Below are 19,589 nucleotides of genomic sequence, written 5' to 3' on the forward strand. Positions count from 1 at the left end.
CGTCGCCACCCGCAACGCCAGCGGCGAGGTCATCAACGCGCTGGCGGGGGTCGTGCCGGGGCTGATGGGGGGCAGCGCGGACCTCTCCGGCAGCACCAAGACCACCATCAAGGACGGCGGCACGCTGGAACCCGGTTCCTACGGGGGCCGCAACGTCTACTTCGGGGTGCGCGAGTTCGGCATGGCCGCCGCCGCCAACGGGCTGGCGCTCTACGGCGGGCCGCGTCCCCTCGTGGGCACCTTCCTGGTGTTCGCGGATTACCTCAAGCCCGCTTTCCGCCTCTCCGCAATCCAGATGCAGCCCGTGACCTATGTGCTCACCCACGACTCCATCGGCCTGGGGGAAGACGGCCCCACCCACCAGCCCATCGAGCAGCTCGCCATGCTGCGGGCCGTGCCGGGTGCCCGCGTCATCCGCCCCGCCGACGCCAACGAGACGGCCACCGCCTGGCTGATGGCACTGGAGTACGGCAAGGGGCCGACGGCGCTGGCCCTCTCGCGCCAGGACCTGCCCGTCTTGCCCGCCAACCGCGAGGGCATGAAGCGGGGCGGTTATGTGATGCGCGACGCCGAGCAGCCGGCGGTCATCCTCATCGCCTCCGGCTCGGAGGTCAGCCTTGCCCTGGACGCGGCAGGGGCGCTGGCGGAAGAGGGCGTGGCCGCCCGCGTCGTCTCCATGCCCTGCATGGAGGTCTTCCGCGAGCAGGACCGCGAGTACCGCGACTCGGTACTCACGCCCGGCGTGCCCCGCGTCGCCATCGAGGCCGCCTCCCCCTCGCCCTGGTACGAGTGGGTCGGCTTTGACGGGGCCGTCATTGGCATGACGACCTTCGGCGCGTCGGCTCCTGCCAAGGTGCTGTTCGAGAAGTTCGGCTTCAGCGTGGAGAACGTGGTGAAGACCGTGAAGGACGTGCTGGCCCGCTAACTCCCGCACGCGCCTGGCGTCCGCTTTCCGGCAGGGGGGGCGGGCGTTTTCGCTGTCCGTGGCGTTCAGTCGCGGGCATGGTCACGGCGGGACTCGTCGTCGACCATCTCCAGCAACTCGGCGCGGGTGGCGCGGGGGAACTGGCGCCGCTTGGCCGTGACGGCCCGCTTGGTGGCTCCCCGGTTGCCCCGCGTCACCGTCATCAGCCGCCGCGTGAGCAGCAAGCCCCCCACCCCGGCCAGCGAAAAAACGATGAGCACCAGCGCCGTGGTCATGGGTGGAAGCTAGAGCAGCCCCCACCTTCACGCCTCCTCAAGCTTGTGAGCTGGGGCAGAAGGGGCGCGGGACGGAGATGAAACAGTCGGGCCATGACGGACCAGGACCCCAAGAACCCCAGCGCCCGGCCCGAAACCGCCCCCACCGAGAGGATGCCCCAGGAGGTGCCCGGCGAGACCCAGGACACCCAGCCCGGCAGCGAAGCCGAGATGAGCCTCGCTCCCGTGGTGATTCGGGAGGGGTACCGCGGCAGCGGCAAGCTGGAGGGCAAAGTCGCCCTGATTAGCGGCGGCGACAGCGGCATCGGGCGAGCGGTTGCCGTGCATTTCGCCCGTGAGGGGGCGGATGTCGCCATCCTCTACCTCAACGAGCACGAGGACGCCCAGGACACCGCGAGCATGGTGCAGGCCGAGGGCCGCCGCGCCGTCGCCATCGCGGGGGACATCGGGGACCCGGAGTTTTGCCGCCAAGCTGTCGAGCGCACCGTGAAGGAGCTGGGCAGCCTCGACATCCTCGTTAACAATGCCGCCGAGCAGACCCCCCAGGACTCCATCACCGACATCACCCCTCAGCAACTGGAGCGGACCTTCCGCACCAATATCTTTGGGATGTTCTACCTGACCCAGGCGGCAATGCCCCACCTGGGCGAGGGCGCGTCCATCATCAACACCACGAGCGTGACCGCCTACAAGGGCAGCCCACAACTGCTGGATTACTCCTCCACGAAGGGGGCGATTGTCGCCTTTACCCGCAGCCTCAGCCAAAACCTTGCCGAGAAAAAGATTCGCGTCAACGGGGTGGCCCCCGGCCCCATCTGGACCCCCCTGATTCCCGCCACCTTCGACCAAGAACGGGTCGCCGAGCACGGCCAGAACGTGCCGCTCGAACGCCCCGGCCAGCCTGCCGAGGTGGCCCCCGCCTACGTGTTCCTCGCCTCCGAGGACTCTTCATACATCAGCGGGCAAGTCTTGCACCCCAACGGCGGCGAAGTGGTCAACGGCTAAAGGGAAAAGAGAGACAACCAGCCGTCAGCTTGTTCAGGCTGACGGCTGGTTGCTCAGGGCGGACGGCCCTCAAGCCTCCGTGCCCAGGTTCTTCCGCGCCCACTCGTAAAACTCTGGCTTGTAAAACTCCAGGCGCACCTTCTTGTACTCCTTGGTCGAGTAGAGGATGGCGTGCTGGATGCCGGGGGCGACCTCTTCTTCGATGGCCTTGATTTTGCCGAAGGCTTCTTCCTTAGAGCGGCCATGCACCATCGTGAAGATGGTGTAGGGCCACTCCGGGTAGGTGGGGCGCAGGTAGCAGTGGCTGACGGCCTTGAACTCGGCCATCTGGCGGCCCACCTCGGCCACGCGGTCTTGCGGCACGGCCCACACGCCCATGGCGTTAAAGGTAAAGCCCGCCTTTTGGTGTCGGAACACGGCGGAGACGCGGCGCAAGGCCCCCGCCGCTTTCATCTTCTCCGCCTGGGCGGCCAGCTCGTCGATGCTCAGGCCCAGGGCGGCGCAGGCGTCTGCGTAGGGTTCCTCGGTCATCGGCAGGTCTTTTTGGAACTCCAGCACGAAGGCGCGGTCGAGGTCGGTCACCTGGTAGCCGATGTTGCGCTGCTCGGCGGTGTACTGGGGCTTGGCTTTGGCGTTCCACTCCTCCTTGCCGGTCATGTCGAACTCGACGCCGATTTTAAAGAGGTGCAGGGTGGGCATCAGCCGGGTGACCTTGGCCCCGCTTTGTTCGTGGAGCTTTTGCACGTGCGCTTCGAGGTCGCTTTCGGGCGGCACGGCGATGGTGTACCAGAGGTTGAAGTCGTGGTTGCGCTTGTAGTTGTGGCTGACGCCGGGGTGCCCATTCACGACCTCGGCCCCCGCGTCGAGCTGGTCTTCGTCGTAGACGGCGGCCACCAGGCTGGACTGATAGCCCAGGGTGCGGGTGTCAAAGATGGCGCTGACCTGCCGCAACACGCCCGCCGCCTTGACCTCCCGCAGGATGTCCAGGGCCTCAGCTTCGGTCAGGCCCACTTCCTCGGCCAGCACCTGGTAGGGGCGGCGCACGATGGGGATGTCTTTTTGGATGCGGTTGAGCAGTTGCTCACGTGGCGTGGGCGTAGGGGACGCCGGGGCGGGCGTGGGGGCAGGAGCGGTCATGCCCCTAGGGTAGCCCGCCGCCCCCCCGGCGAACGTCCCCGAACGGGCGGTCAGGGAAAGGGGAGCGGCCAGCTTTCAGCCGCCAGCCGCCAGCCCTGCGCCGCCGGTGAGAACGGAAATGCAAAAGCGGCGGATACCACATCTGGAACGGCGTGCTCTGGTGGAAAGCTGGCGGCTGGCGGCTCCAAATAGGCCACAATGCCCCCATGGTCACAGCAATCGTGATGGTGCAGGCCGAGCGCCAACGCATTCAGGAAACCGCCGAGGCCCTCGCGGGAGTGCCCGGTGTGCGCGAGGCGTACTCCGTGACGGGCGAGTGGGACATCGTGGTCTTGCTCAAGCTGGAGCGCTACGAGGACTTAGACGATGTGGTGACCGGGCACCTGCGCCGGGTGGAAGGCATTGTGCGCACCCAGACCATGCTGGCCTTCCGCACTTACAGCGAGGCCTTGCTCGACCAAGGGTTTGGCGTGGGGCTGGATGAAGGGGGGGCGATTTCATAAAGAGCGGGGCGGCGGTGCGCGCAAGGGGGGCTTTGGGGCATGGCCCCCAGCCCCCGCAGAGCGCTGGGAGGCACCAAAGCGTCTCACCAGGGAAAGAAGGGCCGCTCCGACAACGAAGGGTGACCTTCAGAGTTCATGACAGGGACCATTCCTCTTTACAGGGGCGGGCTGTCAACCCATACTCAGGGAGGAGGACACCGTGACCTACAAGAAACTCAGCGAGCAGGTTCAGGAACTCAGCAATCCCCAGCGCAGCGACGCCTTTGTCAAGCAGTTCCGAGAGGCCGTGCGGGTCGGCAAGTTTGACGCGACCTTCCTCACCGAGCGCTTCACCATGCCCAAGACCTTTGCGCGGCGTGGCGGCGGGGGCAGCTATCAACGCGACACCCGCGACATGCTCTTTGAAGTGACCCCCGACTTTGAAGCCTGGTTCCAGGAAACGAATGCGGCGCTTGCGAGCACCCGGCCAACGGGGAAGGTCAAGCCCACCGCCGAGAACATCGCGGCGGGCTTGGTCGATTTCAAGGCGCTCGCCGAAGAAACCCGCCGCAAGATGCAGGCGAACTACGAAAAAGGCCAGAACCTGGGCAAGAGCCGCGTGCGCACAGGGGCGGGCGAGAGCAAGGCACGCAGCCGCCGAAAATAACTTGACAGGGGGACCGGGGCGAAGCGGCCAGAGGGGGGAGACAGGGTCACGCCTTCCCCCCCGTGCCCCGTATGCTGTGGCGAATGATGGTGAATGAACCCGGCACGGCCCACCCCTCTGACCCCGCCGCCCCGCCCCATTCGCAGCGGGGCCTGCTGCTCGTGATTACCGGCGCGTCCGGGGTGGGCAAGGGCACCCTGCGCGAGCGCTGGCTGGCCGGGCAGAACGTGTTTTACTCCACCTCGTGGACGACCCGTGAGGCCAGGCCCGGCGAGCGGGACGGGGTGGACTATGTGTTTGTCACGCCCGAAGTCTTTCTCGACAAGGTGCGGCAGGGCGGGTTTTTGGAGCACGCGCAGTTTGTGGGCAACCACTACGGCACGCCCATCGAACCCATCGAGGCCGCCCTGGCCCGCGGGCAGGATGTGGTGCTTGAAATCGAGGTGGAGGGGGCCATGCAGGTGAAGGAGCGCCTGGGCGACGAGGCCATCTTGATTTTCATCATGCCCCCCAGCCTCACCGAGTTGCGCCGCCGTCTGACGGGCCGCGCGACCGAGACGCCGGAGCGCATCGAAAAGCGCCTCGCCCGCGCCCGCGAGGAAATCATGCACGCCCACGACTTCCGCTACGTGGTGGTCAATGACGACCTGAGCCGCGCCGTCGAGGAACTGCGGGCCGTGCAGCGGGCCGAGCGTGCTCGCCGCCGCCCCGAAGCCGAGTGGACAGCAGAAGACCGCGCCGCCCTGCGCCTTGCCGAGACGGTTCGCAGTGGGGCGCTCAGCACCGAGGACCTGCGCCGCGTGGTGGAGGGCTAAGGGCCATGCCCCTTCAGCTCGTTCAGGGCGACATCAGCCGCGAGCGCACCTGCGCCGTCGTCACCGCCGCGAATAAGGAACTGGTGGGCGGGGGCGGCGTGGACGGCGCGATTCACCGCGCTGCCGGTCCAGAGCTGCTGCGGGCCATTCGGCGCATCGGAGGCACCCCCACCGGAACCGCCGTCATCACCCCCGCCTTCGGGCTGGAGCGCCAGGGGGTGCGCTTCGTCATCCACGCGGTCGGCCCGGTTTGGCGCGGCGGGGGGCAAGGCGAGGCCGACCTGCTGGCCGGGGCCTACCGCGAGAGCCTCCGATTGGTCGCCGAGCACGGCTGCGACTCGGTCGCCCTGCCCGCCATCAGCACCGGGGTCTACGGTTACCCCCTGCCCCAGGCGGCGGGGGTGACCATGCGGACCATTCACGCGTTTCTGGCTGGGCGGCCCAGCCTTAGCGTGCGGCTGGTGCTCTACGGCGAGGAAACGCTGCGGGTTTTTCAGGAGGCCCAGGTGCAGTGGGAGGCCGAAGCGCCGCGGTCGAGGGTTCAGGGTAATGACGCGTTGTAGCGATGGATGAAGAGCCAAAGTACGGTTTCCAGGTTGGCTTGTTTGCGGCAGAAGGACAGACTTTTTCGCACCAGGTGGGCCAATCTCAGCCGTAAGGTGGCATTAAAGCGCTCCAGGTGCTGGGTGCCTCCAATGCGGTGAAGGGACCCGAAAACGACCCCCTGATAGCACCGCAAGCCGTCGGTGTGACACACAGCATCCAGGGAAGGGGTGGGCAAGCTCTGCCAGAGTCCGAACGCGCCCAGCGCGTCTCGCTGACCTACAAAGCACCCGACGATGCGTCGGGTGGCCCGGTCCATCGCCAGCCACAGCCAAAGGGGGCGGTCGTGACGCCCGACGAACGTGCATCACTCGTCGCACTCCAGGACCAGCGCCGCTGGTCCTGGAGTGCTTAGGCTTTTTTTGCTGGCGGATCGGGCAGCTGAAGGCTGTGTGGTACGGTCTTTTCCAGCTTCATCAGGTGTCGGCGCAACCAGGACCGGCTCACCCCCACCACCCGGCAAATCCCCCGGTGCGAGAGGCGCTCGGTCAACAATCGGTCCACCAACGCCTCGGTTTCCGGAGAAATCCGGTGCCAGGTGGGGTTGAGAGTGAACTGGTCCCCACACACCCGGCACAGATACCGTTGCTTATGAGTATGGGCGTGACCATTTTTCACGGTGTAGACGCCACCGCACGCTGGGCAGTCCGGACCGTTCATGCTTCATTGAACACCCGTCATGCCCTGAACGCCACTACCGCGCCGCCGCATAACTTGACCCCCACCGCATACCACGCTAGACTTTCCAACATCACCGCCCCAAGTGGGCGGTTTTTTCGTGTCCCGGACCGGCCATCCGGCCTACCGCGACTACACCCCGGAAATGGTGGTGGAGCTGTACGGCTGGGTGCGCCGGGTGCTGCGCGAGGCCGGGCGGGGGGACCTCCCAGTCGTGGCGAACATGGATTTTGGGCACACCAGTCCGCAGCTCACCCTGCCGCTGGGGGGCCGGGCGCGGCTGGACCCGGCGGCGGGGCGGGTCACGGTCTGGCCCTGAGGGTGCCGCAGGCGCAGGGGGGCGGCTATCATGGCGCGGTGCGCTTGCTGCTGCTTTCTGACATCCACGCCAACGCCCCCGCGCTGGAGGCGGTGCTGGCGGATGCGGCGGGGCGGGGGTACGACCGCGCCGTGATGCTCGGCGACGCGCTGGGCTACGGGGGGAACCCGGCGGAGGTGCTCGCCCGGCTGCGGGAGCTGGGGGCCGAGTGCATCCGGGGCAACCACGAGCAGATGGGCCTCGACCTGCTGGGGCGGGGCGGGGGAGAGCTGCTCGGCAGCGGGGGCGTGGTGGGCGCGGCGCTGGAGTGGCAGTTCGGGCAGCTCGGCGCCGACGACCTCACTTGGGTCGCCTCCTGGCCCGACGGCCTTGAAGACCGGGAGGTCGGGGCGCGGTTTCGCCACGGCACCCCCCTCAGCCTGGACACCTACGCGGACTCGGTGACGGCGGCGCGGGACGCTTTTGCGGGGTGGGGCGGGCGGCTGGGCTTCGTGGGGCACACCCATCTTCCCGGCGTGTACGCGGCGCTCCATGCCCCGGTGGGCGAGTGGGTCAAGTTTCAGGGCCTGAGTGCTGGGGGAAGCTACCTCCTGCCCCCCGGCATCCGCGCCATCTGCAACCCCGGCAGCGTGGGCCAACCCCGCGACGGGGACCCGCGAGCGAGCTACGCCCTCTTCGACGTGGGGCGGCAGACCTTCGAGGTTGTTCGGGTGGCCTATCCGGTCGAGGCTGCGCAGACCGCCATCCTGGAGGCCGGGCTGCCCCCGGTGCTCGCGGCGCGGCTGGCGCTGGGGCGCTGAGGGCCGCATGACCCCCCCGCCCGCTTCCCTCCTGCACGGCCCGCTGCTCGAACAGGCGGCAGCCTTTTCCGGCAATGCCCTGTTGCTGAGCGGCCCGGCACGGGTGGGCAAGCGGGCAGCAGCACTGGCCATTGCGGGGGCGCACAATTGCTCTGGCACGCGGGGGATGTACGGCGAGGGCTGCGGGGTCTGCCCGTCGTGCCGGGCGCTCGCGGCGGGGGCGCACCCCGACCTCCTCATCGTGGAGCCGCGCACGACGACGAGCACGGGCAAGGCGGCGCGGCGGCGGGTCATCCCGGTGGGGGCGGTGCTCGCGGCCCGCGACAAATCGCACGAATACGAGACGCATGTCTATGAGTTTTTGGAGGTCCGCCCCACCTTTCGCCGCCGGGTGGTCGTCGTGGACGGGGCCGAATACCTGGGGCTGGAGGCGGCCAACGCCCTGCTGAAGCTGGTGGAAGAACCGCCGCACGGGGCGCTGTTCGTCTTCCTGGCGGAAGACCGCCGCGCGGTGCTGCCCACCATCCAAAGCCGCAGCGCCCGCCTGGACGTGGCCCCGGTGCCCGACCGGGCGGTCGAACGCGGCTTGGCGGGGCTGGGGGAGGATGCGGATCCGGCGCTCGTCGCGTTCGCGGCGGGGCGGGCCGGGGTGCTGGAGGCGCGGGAGGCGGTGCGGGCGGCCCTCGCGGACGCCGCCGAGTTCAGCGGGGCGCTGGCCGGGGGACTGCTCGCGGCCCTCGAAGCCGCCGAGCGACTGGAAAAGCGCTGGGACGCAACCTGGCATCCCGAAGCCCTGCGCTTCATCTGGCGGGAGCGCCCCCCCCACGAGCGTGCCCGCGCGGACACGGCCTTAAGCGCCCTAGAAGACGCGCTGGCCGCCTACGCCAGCCCCAGCCTGAGCTTTCAGGTGTTCGCCCTGCGGCTGCGGGAGGCCTTTGGGCTGGAGGGCTAGCCGTAGACTCCTGGCCATGATTCAGCCGAAGCAACATGGCGCGGTCCGCGTTTGGTCCCTGCCCACGGGTCCCCTCCAAGAAAACGCGGTGCTCGTGGCCGGAGCGCAGAACGAGGGCTTCCTCTTCGACCCCGGCGACGACGCGGAGCGGATTCTGGCGCTGGTGCGTGGGGCGGGCGTGACCGTGCGGGGCATCCTGCTGACGCACGCGCACTTCGACCACATCGGGGCCGTGCAGCCCCTGCGGGAGGCGCTGGGGGTCCCCGTGTGGCTGCATCCTGCTGACCTGCCCCTCTACCGCCTGGGGGCGTCGTCGGCGGCCCGTTGGAACCTGCCCTTCTCGCAGCCCGCCGACCCAGAGCACGAGCTGCGGGGCGGGCAGACCTGCAAGGCGGGCGACCTGACCCTGACCACCCGCGAGCTGCCGGGGCATTCGCCGGGGCACGTGGTCTTTGTGGGAGACGGGGTGGTCGTGGCGGGGGACACCCTCTTTCAGGGCGGCATCGGGCGCACCGACCTGCCCGGCGGGAACCACCGCCAGCTCTTGGCGGGCATCACGCGGGAGCTGCTGAGCCTCCCGGACGAGACGGCGGTCTACCCCGGCCACGGTCCGGCGACGACGGTGGGGGCCGAGCGGCGCAGCAATCCCTTCCTGCGCTGAGGGGAGGGGCGTACCCTGGAGCCATGAGCCTGCCTGTCCGTTCGGGTTCGGGGGCGCGGCCATGACCTCCGGCCCCGTCGCGCCTGCCCCCCTCCTGGGTGCCCTCAGCGACCGCGATTACTCCACCAACGCGGCCAACGCCCTGATTCACCTCTACCGCGCCGAGGTGGGCAAGATGACGGCCTACCGCCAGCGGCTCGACATGACCACCAACTGGGCGGTGGTCACGACGGCGGGCCTGGCTTCCTTTGCGCTGGGGGACGTCAACAACTCGCACGCCACCTTTCTTTTTGCGATGGGCATGAACTACTTCTTCCTGAGGCTAGAAGCCCGCCGGTTCCGGACCTTCGAGATTGCCCATCACCGAGTCCGCATCATGGAGCGCTTCTTCTACCCGGCGATGCTGGGCGACCGGGTCGATGCCGGATGGCATCAGCTCCTGCTCGCCGAGCTGAGCAAGCCCCGCTCGCCAATGTCCCGCGCCGACGCGCTGGGCTGGCGGCTGAATCGCAACTACCTCTGGATTTATGGGGCGGTGTTGCTCGCCTGGTTTGCCAAGATGGACCTCTCCATGCCCAGGGGCTGGGTGCTAGAGTTTCCTGCGGCCCTCTCCCTGGCGGATATCGGCAACTTTCCCGGCTGGCTGGTGTTTTTGGGGGTGGGGGCTTTTTATCTCTACCTGATTGTGCTTGCGGTGCGGGCCGCCCGGACCTACCCGCTGGAGGAGGACTGATAAGGATGCCGGGAGCTGGATGGCCTTCCGCTGGCTGCCCGCCGCGCCCGCACCTGTTCTTCGCGCCAAAACTGCACCCCCACGAGCAGCAAAACCTGCGCGGGGAGGCTCCAGAGGTAGAGCCGGGGCCGCCGCAGAGCGAGTGCTCCCCCCAGGGCGAGCAGCTGCGTGCTGAGGCCCAGGTTGACGGCCACCCGGTTGACCGCGGCGGGCGTGTAAGCGCGGCGGTCGGCGGGGGTGGGGTCACCCCCCACGGCCCGGCGCAGCCGCTCCTCGAAAAGGGCGCTGAGCACGCGTTCCTGCGGCAGGAAGTAGGCGGCATAGAGTAGCCGCAGCAGCCGCAGCAGGTGCGGATGGGTGTCCGGCTGCGCGGGGGGGGCGCGGAAGACCTCGCCCCGCGCCTCGCGGTGGTCACGCTCCCAGAGGTAATCGGTGCTCAGAATCAGGCTCAGCAGCAGGGTTAGCGGCGGCCCCCAGCGGCCCGTCAGCCCGGTCAGTACGGCGGCGTTCGCCAGCGCGTCCAGCTCGGAGTCGAGGTAGCGCCCCGTCTCGGTGGTTTGCCCGGTAGCGCGGGCAAGCTGCCCGTCGAGATTGTCCAGCACGGTCTTGCCTTGCAGCAGCAGGGCTGGGGTCAGCCGGTGTCCGCGCCGCAGCAGCCCCCCGGCCAGCAGCCCCAGGGCCGTATGGGTCAAGACCACCGCCAGCGGGTTCACCCGCCGCCGCACCAGCGCCGGAAGCAGCCGCCCGGCCAGGGGCCGAAACACCGTTTCGGAGGCCCACTCGCGGGCGGGGCGGGCCTTGCCGTAGGTCATGGGTCAGTCTACCGCCGTCGTCCCCCCGCCTGGGGAGGCCGCTTGCGAACCCCCGCGTAGCGCTGGCGCTCACGGCGACGCGGTTGCCGGGTATCCACCGCAGGCCGCCCCGGCACGAAGGTATCCACCGTCAGAAAACGGAAGAAGGGGACGTACAGCAGCAGGACAAAGAGGAGGGTGCCCCACCAAGTATCGAGGTACGGCCCCAGCCCGGCGAGCCGCAGCAGCCCGGAGAGCAGGGTCGCGACCACCGTAAAGAGCAGCACCCGGATAAGGAGCCGCCCCAGCTTGCGCCGGGTGAAACCCGGTTCGGGGTCCGGGGTCATCAGCCAGCGCCAGAGCTTCAAGCGTCCTCCCCGCTTGGCGCGGCAGGCCGGGCGGCAGCCCCCACGGTGATGCGGTCGCGGAAGGCTTCCAGCTCAGGCCACTGGCGCTGCCCAGCGTCCACGTCGACCACCAGCGCGGGCTTGTGCGTCTGCCCGGCAAGGCGCTCCAGGGCCGTTTTCGCCGCGCCGTCACGGGCGGGAGAGGCGAGCACCACCCCGCGCACCGCGCTTTTGCCCTCCAGCAGCTTGAGAGACCCGTACAGCTCCCGCTCGCCCGCAGGGGCGGCAGCGGCTCTCTCCATTCGCTCGGCTCTGGCCGCCACCTGTGAGGGGGGCAGGTCGGGCGAGAAGACCGGGTGCAGCCCCAGCTCGGCCAGCGCCGCCCGCAGGCCCGCACTCAGGAAGAGGTCGCCCAGCAGCGCCCGCGGACCAATCACCGCCACCGTGACCTGAGAAGCGCGGCTGAGGGGGGGCATCTCCTCACGGGGCGGGGCCGCCAGGGGCTTGACCCGCTCCAGCGCGAGCCGCACCCGGCCAGGATTGCGGGTGAGGCGCTGGCCCAAGTCGGTGGCCACCGCGACCATCTCTGGGCCGCCGTCGGGCAGCGCTTGCAGGGGCGGCAGCCCACTCAAGCGGCGGGCGAGCAGATCGGGCAGGGCCTCGCCCCAGGCGTCTCCCCGCAGCGGCGGCGTCTGCGGCAGCAGCGCGAGGTCGACCCGCCCCAGCGCGAGCAGCCGCCCCAGCGCGAGCTGTACCTGCACCGGGGCGTCGGCCAGACTCTCGCGGCCCAGCGCGAACGCCTCTGCGGGGGAGAGGGCGGGCGTCACCACCTCTGCCCCCAGTTCCTTGAGGAACGCACTCCAGTACCGCCCGTAGCGCGCGCCCAGCGTTTCTAGCAGACCGACCTTCATCGCTCGGCAGTGTACCCTGCTCCCCCTTCCCCGGCGCGTATCCTGCGGGGCATGACCGCCCGCCCTGGCCCCGACCTCCCGGACGCCCTGCGCCGCGTGCTGCCCGCTGCCCGCTGGGAGGCCGTGACGGAGGGTGAGAGCGGGGCGGGCGTGTGGCGCAGTCAAAGGTACGTGCTCAAGGTCCAGGAGCGCGGCGGCCTGCCCGTCTCCACCCTTCTCCAGGAACGCGAGCGCCTGCGCTGGCTGGCGGGGCGGGTTCCGGTACCCAGGGTGGTGGGGTACGAGGTCACGCCCACCCACGAATACCTTGCCCTGACCCGGCTGCCGGGCATCCCCATGAGCCATCCCGACGCCCTGCTGCATCCCGAACGGGTCGTGGACCTGCTCGCCCGCGCCCTGCGCGAACTGCACGCCCTGCCGCTGCGCGACTGCCCCTTTACCATGACCCTCCCCGTCACCCTGCGCCTCGCCCGCGAGCGGGTGGAGGCGGGGGTGGTCGACGAGTCGGATTTTGACGACGAGCGCCGGGGCTGGACGGCGGTCCGTGTCTGGAACGAGCTGGTGCGGACCCGGCCAGGGCAGGAGGACCTCGTGGTCACCCACGGCGACCCCTGCCTCCCCAACCTGATTCTGAATGGCGAGTTCGTGGAGGGCTTCGTGGACGTGGGCCGCGCGGGGTTGGCCGACCGCCACGCGGACCTCGCGCTGGCCTGGCGCAGCCTGACCCAGGACCTGGGGGAAGCACACGCCGAGCGCTTCCTCGACCTCTACGGGCGAGCGCTCGTCGACGAGCGCAAGCTGGCTTATTTTTGCCTGCTCGACGAGCTGTTCTAGCTGCCCCCCGGCGGTTCCCGCCGTGCTCTACTGGCCCCCGTGCGTGCCCTCTCCGAGTTCGTGACCCGTCGCCCCTGGTTGGTGCTCGCGCTGTGGGGCCTGCTCGCGCTGCTCAGCGCCGCCCCGGCTTCCCTGGCCCCCCGCCATCTCAGCGCCGACCCTGGCGGCCTCGCCGACGCCGAGAGCACCCGCGTGACCACCCTGTTGCGGGAGCGCTTCGGGGAGGAGGACACGAACACTGCCCTGCTCGTCATCCGCCACGACCCCCCCCTGACCACCCCGGCGGGCCGGGCCGCCTATGACCGCCTGCTGGCCGGGCTGCGGGAGGTGCCCGGCGTGACCCGCGTGCTGGCCGCTGGGTCTCAGGGGGCGGTGCCCACCGTGAGTGCGGATGGCCGCCTGTCCCTCACGGTCGCGCAGATTCCGCTGGAGGAGGGCGCGACCGAGACGCTCGCCCGCGTGCGGGCCTACGCCGCCCGTGCCGGGGGAGACGGCCTGAGCGTGCGGGTCACCGGGGGGCAGGCCATCGCGGACGACTTCACCGAGTTCGCCGAGTCGGACACCAAGCGCAGCGAGTTCGCGGCGCTCCCCCTCACGGCGCTGGTCTTGCTGGGCGTCTTCGGGGCGCTCGTGGCGACCGGGCTGCCGCTGCTGGTGGGGGTCCTGAGCATCACGGTCGCGATGGCGGGACTGTACGGTTTAACCCGCGTCACCGAGGTGAGCACCTTCGCCCAGAGCGTCATCACCATGCTGGGGCTGGGGGCGGGCATCGATTACGCCCTCCTGATGGTGAACCGTTTCCGCGAGGAGCTGAGCAAGGACCGTGACGCGCGGGGGGCGGCGGCCCGCACGGTCCTGACCGCCGGGCGCAGCGTGCTCTTCAGCGGCCTAACGGTCGCGATTGCGATGGCAGCCCTGGTCCTGCCGCCCCTCGCCTTCGTGCGCTCGATGGGGCTGGGGGGGATGCTCGCCGTCTTGCTCACCGTCGCGGCGAGTGTGACGGCACTGCCCGCGCTGCTGGCTCTGCTGGGCGAGCGGGTCAACAGCCCCCGGCTCCTGCGCTTTCCCTGGGCGCAAAACGCGGGGGCGTCGGCGGCGTGGACGGCCCTGGCCCGCCGGGTCACCTCGCGGCCCGGCCTCGCGGTCCTGCTCAGCACCCTTTTTCTGCTCACGCTGGCCCTCCCCGCCCTGAACATGCGGACGGGCTACGCGGGAGCCTGGGGCCTGACCCCCGGCGTCGAGAGCCGTGACGCCCTTGCCGACGTGCGTGCCCTCGGCGCGGGCGGGCTGCTCAGCCAGTTCGAGGTCATCCTCGACCTGGGCGAGGGGCGCTACGGCCCCGATGACCGCGCCCGCTTTCAGCGGGTTGTGGAGGAGCTGCGGGCCTTGCCAGGCGTCCAGACCGTGGTCAGCCCCTTCCTGACGCCCGCCGACCTGGCCGGAAGCGCGGGGAGCGGCGGCACGGACGCCCTCGCCGCCCTCAGCCTGCTGACCCAGCGCTCCTTGAGCGAAGACCGCCGCCTGTTGCGGGTCACGGTGGTGCCCGATGCCTACCTGCGGGCCGACCAGATAGACCCCTTCGAGGGGCGGCTGCGCGGGGTGCTGGAGGCGTCCGGCTTTCGCTTCCTGCTGGGGGGTGCCCCGGTCGGCGAGCGCGAGTTCAGCCGGGCGCTCACGGGGGCGCTGCCCGCCGCTGTTCTCACCGTCTTCGCGGCGACCTTCGTGCTGCTGATGGTGGCTTTTCGCAGCCTGCTGGTACCTCTCAAGAGCCTGCTCATGAATACCCTGACGGTGGGGGCGGCCTACGGGGTGGTCACGCTCGTCGTGCAGGGGGGGTTTCTGGCCGGGCCGCTGGGCATCCCGAATGACGTGGGCGTCTTGGATTCCAGCCTGCCCCTCATCCTCTTCGCGGTGCTCTTCGGCCTGAGCATGGACTATGAGATTTTCCTGCTCTCCCGCGTACAAGAAGAAGTGCTGCGCGGCCACGATGGCGATGAGGCTGTGGTGCTCGCCGTAGGCCGCACCGCCCGCGTCATCACCTCGGCGGCGCTGATTATGTTCATCGTCTTTGCGGCCTTTATCGCTGGGCGGGTCGTGGCGAACAAGAGCATCGGGCTGGGCCTCGCGGTCGCGGTGGCGCTGGACGCCACGTTGGTGCGCCTTGTCCTCGTGCCCGCCTTCCTCAAGCTCGCCGGGCGTTGGAACTGGTGGCTGCCAGGGTGGCTTGACCGCCTGTTGCCCCGGCTGCGGCTGGAGCATTGATTTCCGGATGCACAGTTTTTCCAGAACTGTGCATCCCGACCAGCGGGAGAAGGAACCAGGATGACGGAGAGGAGTGAAAGCACCGTACTGGCACAGCTCCGCAGGAGAGCGGAGCGAAGGGGCTGGAACGGATTCTCCGGAATCTGTATGAGGCCCGGCCGCCCCGCGCCTACCCTCCCTCCACCACCGTCCCCCCCGTCTCAATGGGAAGGTCAAGCACCCTCCCGGCCACCCCCTGCTTCTCCAGCACCCCATGCAAGAAGACGTGCAGCCGCGACGTGCTCTCCCGCGCGTCGCGGAAACACAGCACGGTTGGCCCCGCCCCGCTGAGGGCCGCGCCCAGTGCGCCGTGCTCGGTCGCCCCCTCCAGGATGTCACTCAGGCCCGGCACCAGCGGTGCGCGCCAGCTCTGGTGCAGCCGGTCTTGCATCGCGTGCGGCAACAGGTCCAGCCGACCCTGCGCGAGGGCCGCCGCGAGCAGCGCCGCGTGCGAGAGGGCGTGTACGGCGTCCGCCCGGCTGTACTCACCTGGCAGCACTGCCCGCGCCTTGTTCGTGGACAGCTCGAAGTCGGGAATGAGCACCGTGACGCCGAGGTGCGGGGGGGGGTTCAGCCGGACATGGTGGGTGCCGAGCTTGTCGAGCGTAGCGACCACGATGCCCCCCAGCAGCGCTGGGGCCACGTTGTCAGGATGGCCTTCCTCACGGGCGGCGAGGTCGAGCACCTCCGCCCCGCTTAGGGGCCGCCCCAGCAATTCGTTCCCCGCAACGATTCCGGCGACGAGGGCGGCGGCGCTGCTTCCCAAGCCCCGCGCCAAGGGGACCTCGGTCCGGATTTCAATGCGGGCGGGCGGCAACCCGCGCCCCACCCGCCGCGCCGCCAGGCGCATCGCCTGATAGACGTAGTTCCGTTCGTCGGCAGGGGTTCCGGCCAACTCCGGCCCCAGGGGGATGACCTCGGTCTTCTCCTGCGGGGTCACCGTGAGGGTGGTGTAGAGGGGAAGGCTTAGCCCCAGGCTGTCAAAGCCCGGCCCCAGGTTGGCGCTGCTCGCCGGGGCGCGGACAGTGAAGGGAAGGGGCATCACCTTCCTCAAAGAATCCGCTCCAGCACGTGTTCCAAGCTGGCCTGAACTGCTTGGGGAGCCTCCACCGCCCGCAGCGCGGCGTCGGGGTCCTTCAGCCCGTTGCCTGTCAGCACCGCCACCACCGTCTGCCCCGGCGTAAGCAGTCCTGCCGCGTGCTGTTTGAGCAGCCCCGCGACTGGGGCCGCGCTCGCCGGTTCGCAGAACACCCCCTCCCGCGCCACAAGGTTGTAGGCGTGCATGATGTCGTCGTCGCTGACCATATCCAGCCGCCCGCCCGACTCGCGCACCGCCGAGCGCGCCAGGTCCGCGCTCGCCGGGTTGCCGATGCGAATGGCCGTCGCCAGCGTCTGCGGCTCGTCCACGATGGCGTTTCTCACCAGCGGCGCGGCCCCCTCCGCCTGAAAGCCCCACATCTGCGGCAGGTTCGTGCTCTGCCCCGCTGCGTGGTATTCGCGAAAGCCCATCCAATACGCGCTGATGTTGCCTGCATTCCCCACCGGAATGGCAAGCACATCGGGAGCCTTGCCCAGCACGTCCACAATCTCAAAAGCCGCCGTTTTCTGACCCTGGAGGCGGTAGGGGTTGACCGAGTTCACGAGAGCGATGGGGTGCTCGGCGCTGATTTGCCGCACCAGCCGTAGCGCCGCGTCGAAGTTGCCGTTCACCGCCACGACCTCGGCCCCGTAAGCCACCGCCTGCGCGAGCTTGCCCAGCGCGATGTTGCCGTTCGGAATCAGCACCACGCAGCGTAGCCCCGCCCGCGCCGCGTAGGCTGCCGCCGCCGCGCTGGTGTTTCCGGTGCTCGCGCAAATGACCGTATCGGCCCCTTCCTCGACCGCCTTGGCCACCGCCATCACCATGCCGCGGTCCTTGAAGCTGCCGGTCGGATTCAGGCCTTCGTACTTCAAAAAGAGCTGCACGCCCAGGCGCTCGCTCAGGCCCGGAGCCGGAATCAGGGGCGTATTGCCCTCGTGCAGGCTGAGGGGGGGGGTACGGTCGGTGACCGGCAGGTACTCGCGGTAGCGTGTTAACAGTCCAGACATCAGGAGCCTCCTCGCTGCGACCACCTCCACGCAGCCGGTGCGGAGCATGCTACCGGCCCAGAGGGGCCACCTCCCCGCCTGTTGTCTGGGCCGAGAGGTCCACGCCGCTCCAGCGCACCAGGGACGTTGCCGGGCCTCCGCTCCAGCTTCCTTCCAGCACAGACTTTAAGGGTGGGTTCGCCTCCCCTCCATCTGCCCTTGGGTTGCCCTTGAGAACGTGGGCCAAGCTACACTGTGCGACCCCCTTCAGTCCCATTGTGCAGGCACAACGAGCGTGAGAGCGTTGAAGTTCAACGTCCTGGAGGGAGAGCTATGAGTTGGATCATTCTTATTTTGGTGGGTGCGCTGTGCGGCTGGCTCGCGAGCCTGATTATGAAGACGGACGCTCAGCAAGGCGCGGTCGCCAACATCCTGATTGGGATTGTCGGTGCAGTGCTCGCTCAATGGCTCTTCGGCAACCTGCTGGGGATTGGCGGGGCGCAGGTCGCGGGCAGCGGCTTTAGCTTCTGGAGCATCATCTGGGGCGTCATCGGCAGCGTGGTGCTCATCGCGATTCTCAAAGCGCTGCGGGTGCTGCGCTAAAGGTTACCGTGTTCGGGCCTGGCTTCCTCTGGAGGCCGGGCCTTTTTTCATGCCTTCCGGCACCGTGTGCTAGAGTTGGAAGGCTTGCCTGACCCCGCCCGGCGCGGCGGCAGCCCCCCAGGTCACCTGCTTGGCTTGATTGGAGGCCGCTGGCCCCGGCACAGTACCGGGTCAGGTTGAAGAAGGAGTAAGGAACATGTCGAGAGTGTGCGAAGTGTGCGGTAAGGGGCCGATTGTCGTCAACTCGGTCATTCGCCGTGGTAAGGCCCGCGCCGAGGGCGGCGTGGGTCGCAAGGTCACCGGAATCTCCAAGCGGGTTCAGAAGCCCAACCTCCAGCCCCTGACCGTCTACCGCGGTGGCGTCGCGGTGCGCATGCGCGTGTGCAACAAGTGCCGCAAGAGCCTTATCTGAAGGCCTGACCCTCTTCCCATTTTTTAAGTGCCGCCCCTGGCTTCAGCGCTGGGGGCGGCACCCATTGGGGAGAAGGCCCTATCAGGTGGGGTTTGCCTTGTGAGGGCGCTCCTGCGCGAAGCTGACGAGCACCAGCAGCAGCGTGCCGAACACCACGCACATATCCGCTACGTTGAAGATGGGAAAGTGGCCCGCGCCCAGGGCTTGGGTGACGGCGCTCAGCAGCGGAGAGTGAAACATGTCCGTCACCCGGCCTTGGGTGAGGCCGTCGATGCTGTTGCCGATGGCTCCGGCGGCAATCATCGCCAGCAGAACGGACAGCAGGCGGGGTGAGGGGCGCAGCACCAAGTAGGCGAGTAGCCCCGCCCCGACCAGCAGCCGCACGAGGGCCAGCGGGACCGCTGACCCAGAAAACAGACTCCAGGCCGCCCCAGTATTAAAGGTGAGTTGCCACTCCAGCAGCCCCGGCAGGAAGGGGATGGGGTCAGCCCCATAGGTCAAGTTGGCGAGTGCCCAGGCCTTGAGCGCTTGGTCAGCCGCGACCAGCAGCGCGGCAATCAGCAGCGGAACCCAGACGGGAAAGACACGCGGGCGAAGCAAGGTGGGCACGCCGCGCAGTATGCCGGATGCACCCGGCCCGGTGGCGCTCTGCCCGTGCTGGCCAGCAGGTCACATTGTCGAGCCGCCGCCCCGCGAGAATGAAGCCATGGCGAACGTGGAATCCTTTGACCTCGACCACACCAAAGTGCAGGCCCCTTACGTGCGGCTGGCCGGAATCAAGCGCACCCCCAGGGGCGACGCCATCAGCAAATACGACCTGCGCCTGCTTCAGCCCAACCGCGGGGCCATCGACCCGGCGGCCCTCCACACGCTGGAGCATTTGCTGGCGGGCTACCTGCGCGACCACCTCTGCGACGTGGTGGACGTCTCGCCGATGGGCTGCCGTACCGGGATGTACCTGGCGGTCATCGGGGAGCCGGACGAGGCGGGCGTTCTGCGCGCGTTCGAGCAGGCGCTGCGGGATGTGGAGGCCCATGACCGCCCCATCCCCGGCGTGAGCGAACTGGAATGCGGCAACTACCGCGACCATGACCTCGCGGCGGCCCGGCAGCACGCCCGCGACGCCCTGAGCCAGGGCCTCAAGATTCAGGAAACGGTCCTCCTTTCCCGCTCGCAAAATCCGGTTTAAGCTCGTCTGGCAGGCCCAAAGTCGTCCCATCCCCCGCTGCCTGAGCGAAAGCCCGGCGCGGGGGAGTTGACAAGGGGGCGGG

Annotated in this window: 24 protein-coding genes and 2 pseudogenes (1 of these 26 cut by a window edge); 16 read left to right on the forward strand and 10 right to left on the reverse strand. The window is 69.1% G+C overall.

The features are described from left to right. On the forward strand, positions 1–925 hold the end of the coding sequence (gene tkt / locus H565_RS0108105) for a transketolase (protein WP_027460599.1). 1,082 nt of this gene lie to the left of the window's left edge; 925 of the gene's 2,007 nt are visible here — the last part of the coding sequence; its start codon lies beyond the left edge, outside the window; the stop codon is at positions 923–925. Positions 926–990: 65 nt separating this feature from the next. Here the strand turns inward: tkt and H565_RS0108110 are convergent, their stop codons facing one another. Further along, the gene (locus H565_RS0108110; RefSeq protein ID WP_027460600.1) at positions 991–1,200 is read right to left on the reverse strand and encodes a hypothetical protein; all 210 of its coding nucleotides are present in this window, start codon (positions 1,198–1,200) and stop codon (positions 991–993) included. Between the two features lie 93 nt (positions 1,201–1,293). Here H565_RS0108110 and H565_RS0108115 point away from each other — a divergent pair, with 93 nt between their 5' ends. Next, positions 1,294–2,205, forward strand: coding sequence for an SDR family oxidoreductase (locus H565_RS0108115; RefSeq protein WP_027460601.1), 912 nt, complete (start codon positions 1,294–1,296; stop codon positions 2,203–2,205). A gap of 69 nt (positions 2,206–2,274) precedes the next feature. Here H565_RS0108115 and ahbA read toward each other — a convergent pair whose 3' ends face one another. After that, a complete protein-coding gene (gene ahbA / locus H565_RS0108120) occupies positions 2,275–3,342 on the reverse strand; it encodes a siroheme decarboxylase subunit alpha (protein ID WP_027460602.1) in 1,068 nt (355 codons plus the stop codon). 206 nt (positions 3,343–3,548) lie between these two features. On the opposite strand from ahbA, the gene H565_RS0108125 reads away from it, so the two are divergent. The 4 genes from H565_RS0108125 to H565_RS14785 all read left to right on the forward strand — a co-directional run bounded on the left by H565_RS0108125 (position 3,549) and on the right by H565_RS14785 (position 5,869). Continuing rightward, positions 3,549–3,845: an Lrp/AsnC family transcriptional regulator gene (locus H565_RS0108125; protein ID WP_027460603.1), complete on the forward strand. Its 297-nt coding sequence runs from the start codon at positions 3,549–3,551 to the stop codon at positions 3,843–3,845. Positions 3,846–4,044: 199 nt separating this feature from the next. Beyond that, on the forward strand, positions 4,045–4,491 hold the full coding sequence (locus H565_RS0108130; protein WP_027460604.1) for a hypothetical protein: 447 nt from the start codon (positions 4,045–4,047) through the stop codon (positions 4,489–4,491). Between the two features lie 86 nt (positions 4,492–4,577). Next, positions 4,578–5,306 (forward strand): guanylate kinase, encoded by a 729-nt coding sequence (gene gmk / locus H565_RS0108135; RefSeq protein ID WP_169726665.1) that lies wholly within the window; start codon positions 4,578–4,580, stop codon positions 5,304–5,306. A 5-nt stretch (positions 5,307–5,311) separates the two neighbouring features. Continuing rightward, the gene (locus H565_RS14785) at positions 5,312–5,869 is read left to right on the forward strand and encodes a macro domain-containing protein (protein WP_034408857.1); all 558 of its coding nucleotides are present in this window, start codon (positions 5,312–5,314) and stop codon (positions 5,867–5,869) included. On the opposite strand, the pseudogene H565_RS17040 reads toward H565_RS14785, so the two are convergent. Together H565_RS17040 and H565_RS16595 are read right to left on the reverse strand one after the other, a co-directional pair. Next, positions 5,848–6,201, reverse strand: a pseudogene (locus H565_RS17040) (IS1 family transposase); the annotation flags it as partial. The gene H565_RS14785 and the pseudogene H565_RS17040 overlap by 22 nt on opposite strands. Positions 6,202–6,260: 59 nt before the next feature. Continuing rightward, positions 6,261–6,569 carry an IS1 family transposase gene (locus H565_RS16595; protein ID WP_169726664.1) on the reverse strand — a complete coding sequence of 103 codons (309 nt, stop codon included), beginning with the start codon at positions 6,567–6,569 and terminating at the stop codon, positions 6,261–6,263. 145 nt (positions 6,570–6,714) lie between these two features. On the opposite strand from H565_RS16595, the pseudogene H565_RS16705 reads away from it, so the two are divergent. The 5 genes and pseudogenes from H565_RS16705 to H565_RS0108165 all read left to right on the forward strand — a co-directional run. Then, positions 6,715–6,906 (forward strand): annotated as a pseudogene (locus H565_RS16705) (S66 family peptidase); the annotation flags it as partial. A 38-nt stretch (positions 6,907–6,944) separates the two neighbouring features. Further along, a complete protein-coding gene (locus tag H565_RS16710; protein WP_027460607.1) occupies positions 6,945–7,706 on the forward strand; it encodes a metallophosphoesterase family protein in 762 nt (253 codons plus the stop codon). Positions 7,707–7,713: 7 nt separating this feature from the next. Then, positions 7,714–8,658, forward strand: coding sequence for a DNA polymerase III (locus H565_RS0108155; RefSeq protein WP_027460608.1), 945 nt, complete (start codon positions 7,714–7,716; stop codon positions 8,656–8,658). Positions 8,659–8,674: 16 nt separating this feature from the next. Beyond that, entirely contained in the window at positions 8,675–9,319 is a 645-nt protein-coding gene (locus H565_RS0108160; protein ID WP_211232126.1) for an MBL fold metallo-hydrolase, read from the forward strand. Positions 9,320–9,380: 61 nt separating this feature from the next. Then, the gene (locus tag H565_RS0108165) at positions 9,381–10,052 is read left to right on the forward strand and encodes a DUF2270 domain-containing protein (RefSeq protein ID WP_027460610.1); all 672 of its coding nucleotides are present in this window, start codon (positions 9,381–9,383) and stop codon (positions 10,050–10,052) included. Here H565_RS0108165 and H565_RS0108170 read toward each other — a convergent pair. Genes H565_RS0108170 through H565_RS0108180 form a run of 3 tightly spaced genes read right to left on the reverse strand, consistent with a single transcriptional unit; the run spans position 10,031 to position 12,101 of the window. Next, positions 10,031–10,864, reverse strand: coding sequence for a CDP-alcohol phosphatidyltransferase family protein (locus tag H565_RS0108170; RefSeq protein WP_027460611.1), 834 nt, complete (start codon positions 10,862–10,864; stop codon positions 10,031–10,033). The two genes, H565_RS0108165 and H565_RS0108170, sit on opposite strands and share 22 nt — an antisense overlap. 8 nt (positions 10,865–10,872) lie before the next feature. After that, the gene (locus H565_RS0108175) at positions 10,873–11,211 is read right to left on the reverse strand and encodes a hypothetical protein (protein WP_027460612.1); all 339 of its coding nucleotides are present in this window, start codon (positions 11,209–11,211) and stop codon (positions 10,873–10,875) included. Next, a complete protein-coding gene (locus H565_RS0108180) occupies positions 11,208–12,101 on the reverse strand; it encodes a hypothetical protein (protein ID WP_027460613.1) in 894 nt (297 codons plus the stop codon). The genes H565_RS0108175 and H565_RS0108180 overlap by 4 nt, the downstream gene beginning before the upstream one ends. 51 nt (positions 12,102–12,152) lie before the next feature. Here H565_RS0108180 and H565_RS0108185 point away from each other — a divergent pair, with 51 nt between their 5' ends. Then, positions 12,153–12,935, forward strand: coding sequence for an APH(3') family aminoglycoside O-phosphotransferase (locus tag H565_RS0108185; protein WP_027460614.1), 783 nt, complete (start codon positions 12,153–12,155; stop codon positions 12,933–12,935). A 39-nt stretch (positions 12,936–12,974) separates the two neighbouring features. Then, positions 12,975–15,197, forward strand: a complete 2,223-nt coding sequence (locus H565_RS0108190) for an MMPL family transporter (RefSeq protein ID WP_027460615.1) — start codon at positions 12,975–12,977, stop codon at positions 15,195–15,197. Positions 15,198–15,366: 169 nt separating this feature from the next. Here the strand turns inward: H565_RS0108190 and thrB are convergent, their stop codons facing one another. Together thrB and thrC are read right to left on the reverse strand one after the other, a co-directional pair. Beyond that, a complete protein-coding gene (gene thrB, locus H565_RS0108195) occupies positions 15,367–16,278 on the reverse strand; it encodes a homoserine kinase (RefSeq protein WP_027460616.1) in 912 nt (303 codons plus the stop codon). 8 nt (positions 16,279–16,286) lie between these two features. Continuing rightward, complete coding sequence (thrC, locus tag H565_RS0108200; RefSeq protein ID WP_027460617.1) at positions 16,287–17,324, reverse strand: threonine synthase; 1,038 nt, start codon at positions 17,322–17,324, stop codon at positions 16,287–16,289. A 312-nt stretch (positions 17,325–17,636) separates the two neighbouring features. Between thrC and H565_RS0108205 the strand changes: the two genes are divergently transcribed. Together H565_RS0108205 and rpmB are read left to right on the forward strand one after the other, a co-directional pair. Then, positions 17,637–17,906: a GlsB/YeaQ/YmgE family stress response membrane protein gene (locus tag H565_RS0108205; protein WP_027460618.1), complete on the forward strand. Its 270-nt coding sequence runs from the start codon at positions 17,637–17,639 to the stop codon at positions 17,904–17,906. Between the two features lie 196 nt (positions 17,907–18,102). Beyond that, positions 18,103–18,318 carry a 50S ribosomal protein L28 gene (rpmB, locus tag H565_RS0108210; RefSeq protein ID WP_027460619.1) on the forward strand — a complete coding sequence of 72 codons (216 nt, stop codon included), beginning with the start codon at positions 18,103–18,105 and terminating at the stop codon, positions 18,316–18,318. Positions 18,319–18,399: 81 nt separating this feature from the next. Here rpmB and lspA read toward each other — a convergent pair whose 3' ends face one another. Beyond that, the gene (gene lspA, locus H565_RS14790; RefSeq protein WP_034405406.1) at positions 18,400–18,927 is read right to left on the reverse strand and encodes a signal peptidase II; all 528 of its coding nucleotides are present in this window, start codon (positions 18,925–18,927) and stop codon (positions 18,400–18,402) included. A 97-nt stretch (positions 18,928–19,024) separates the two neighbouring features. Between lspA and H565_RS0108220 the strand changes: the two genes are divergently transcribed. Then, on the forward strand, positions 19,025–19,507 hold the full coding sequence (locus tag H565_RS0108220; protein WP_027460620.1) for an S-ribosylhomocysteine lyase: 483 nt from the start codon (positions 19,025–19,027) through the stop codon (positions 19,505–19,507). The last annotated feature ends 82 nt before the right edge of the window (positions 19,508–19,589 follow it).

The organism is Deinococcus murrayi DSM 11303 (genome assembly GCF_000482805.1).
GTDB lineage: Bacteria > Deinococcota > Deinococci > Deinococcales > Deinococcaceae > Deinococcus > Deinococcus murrayi.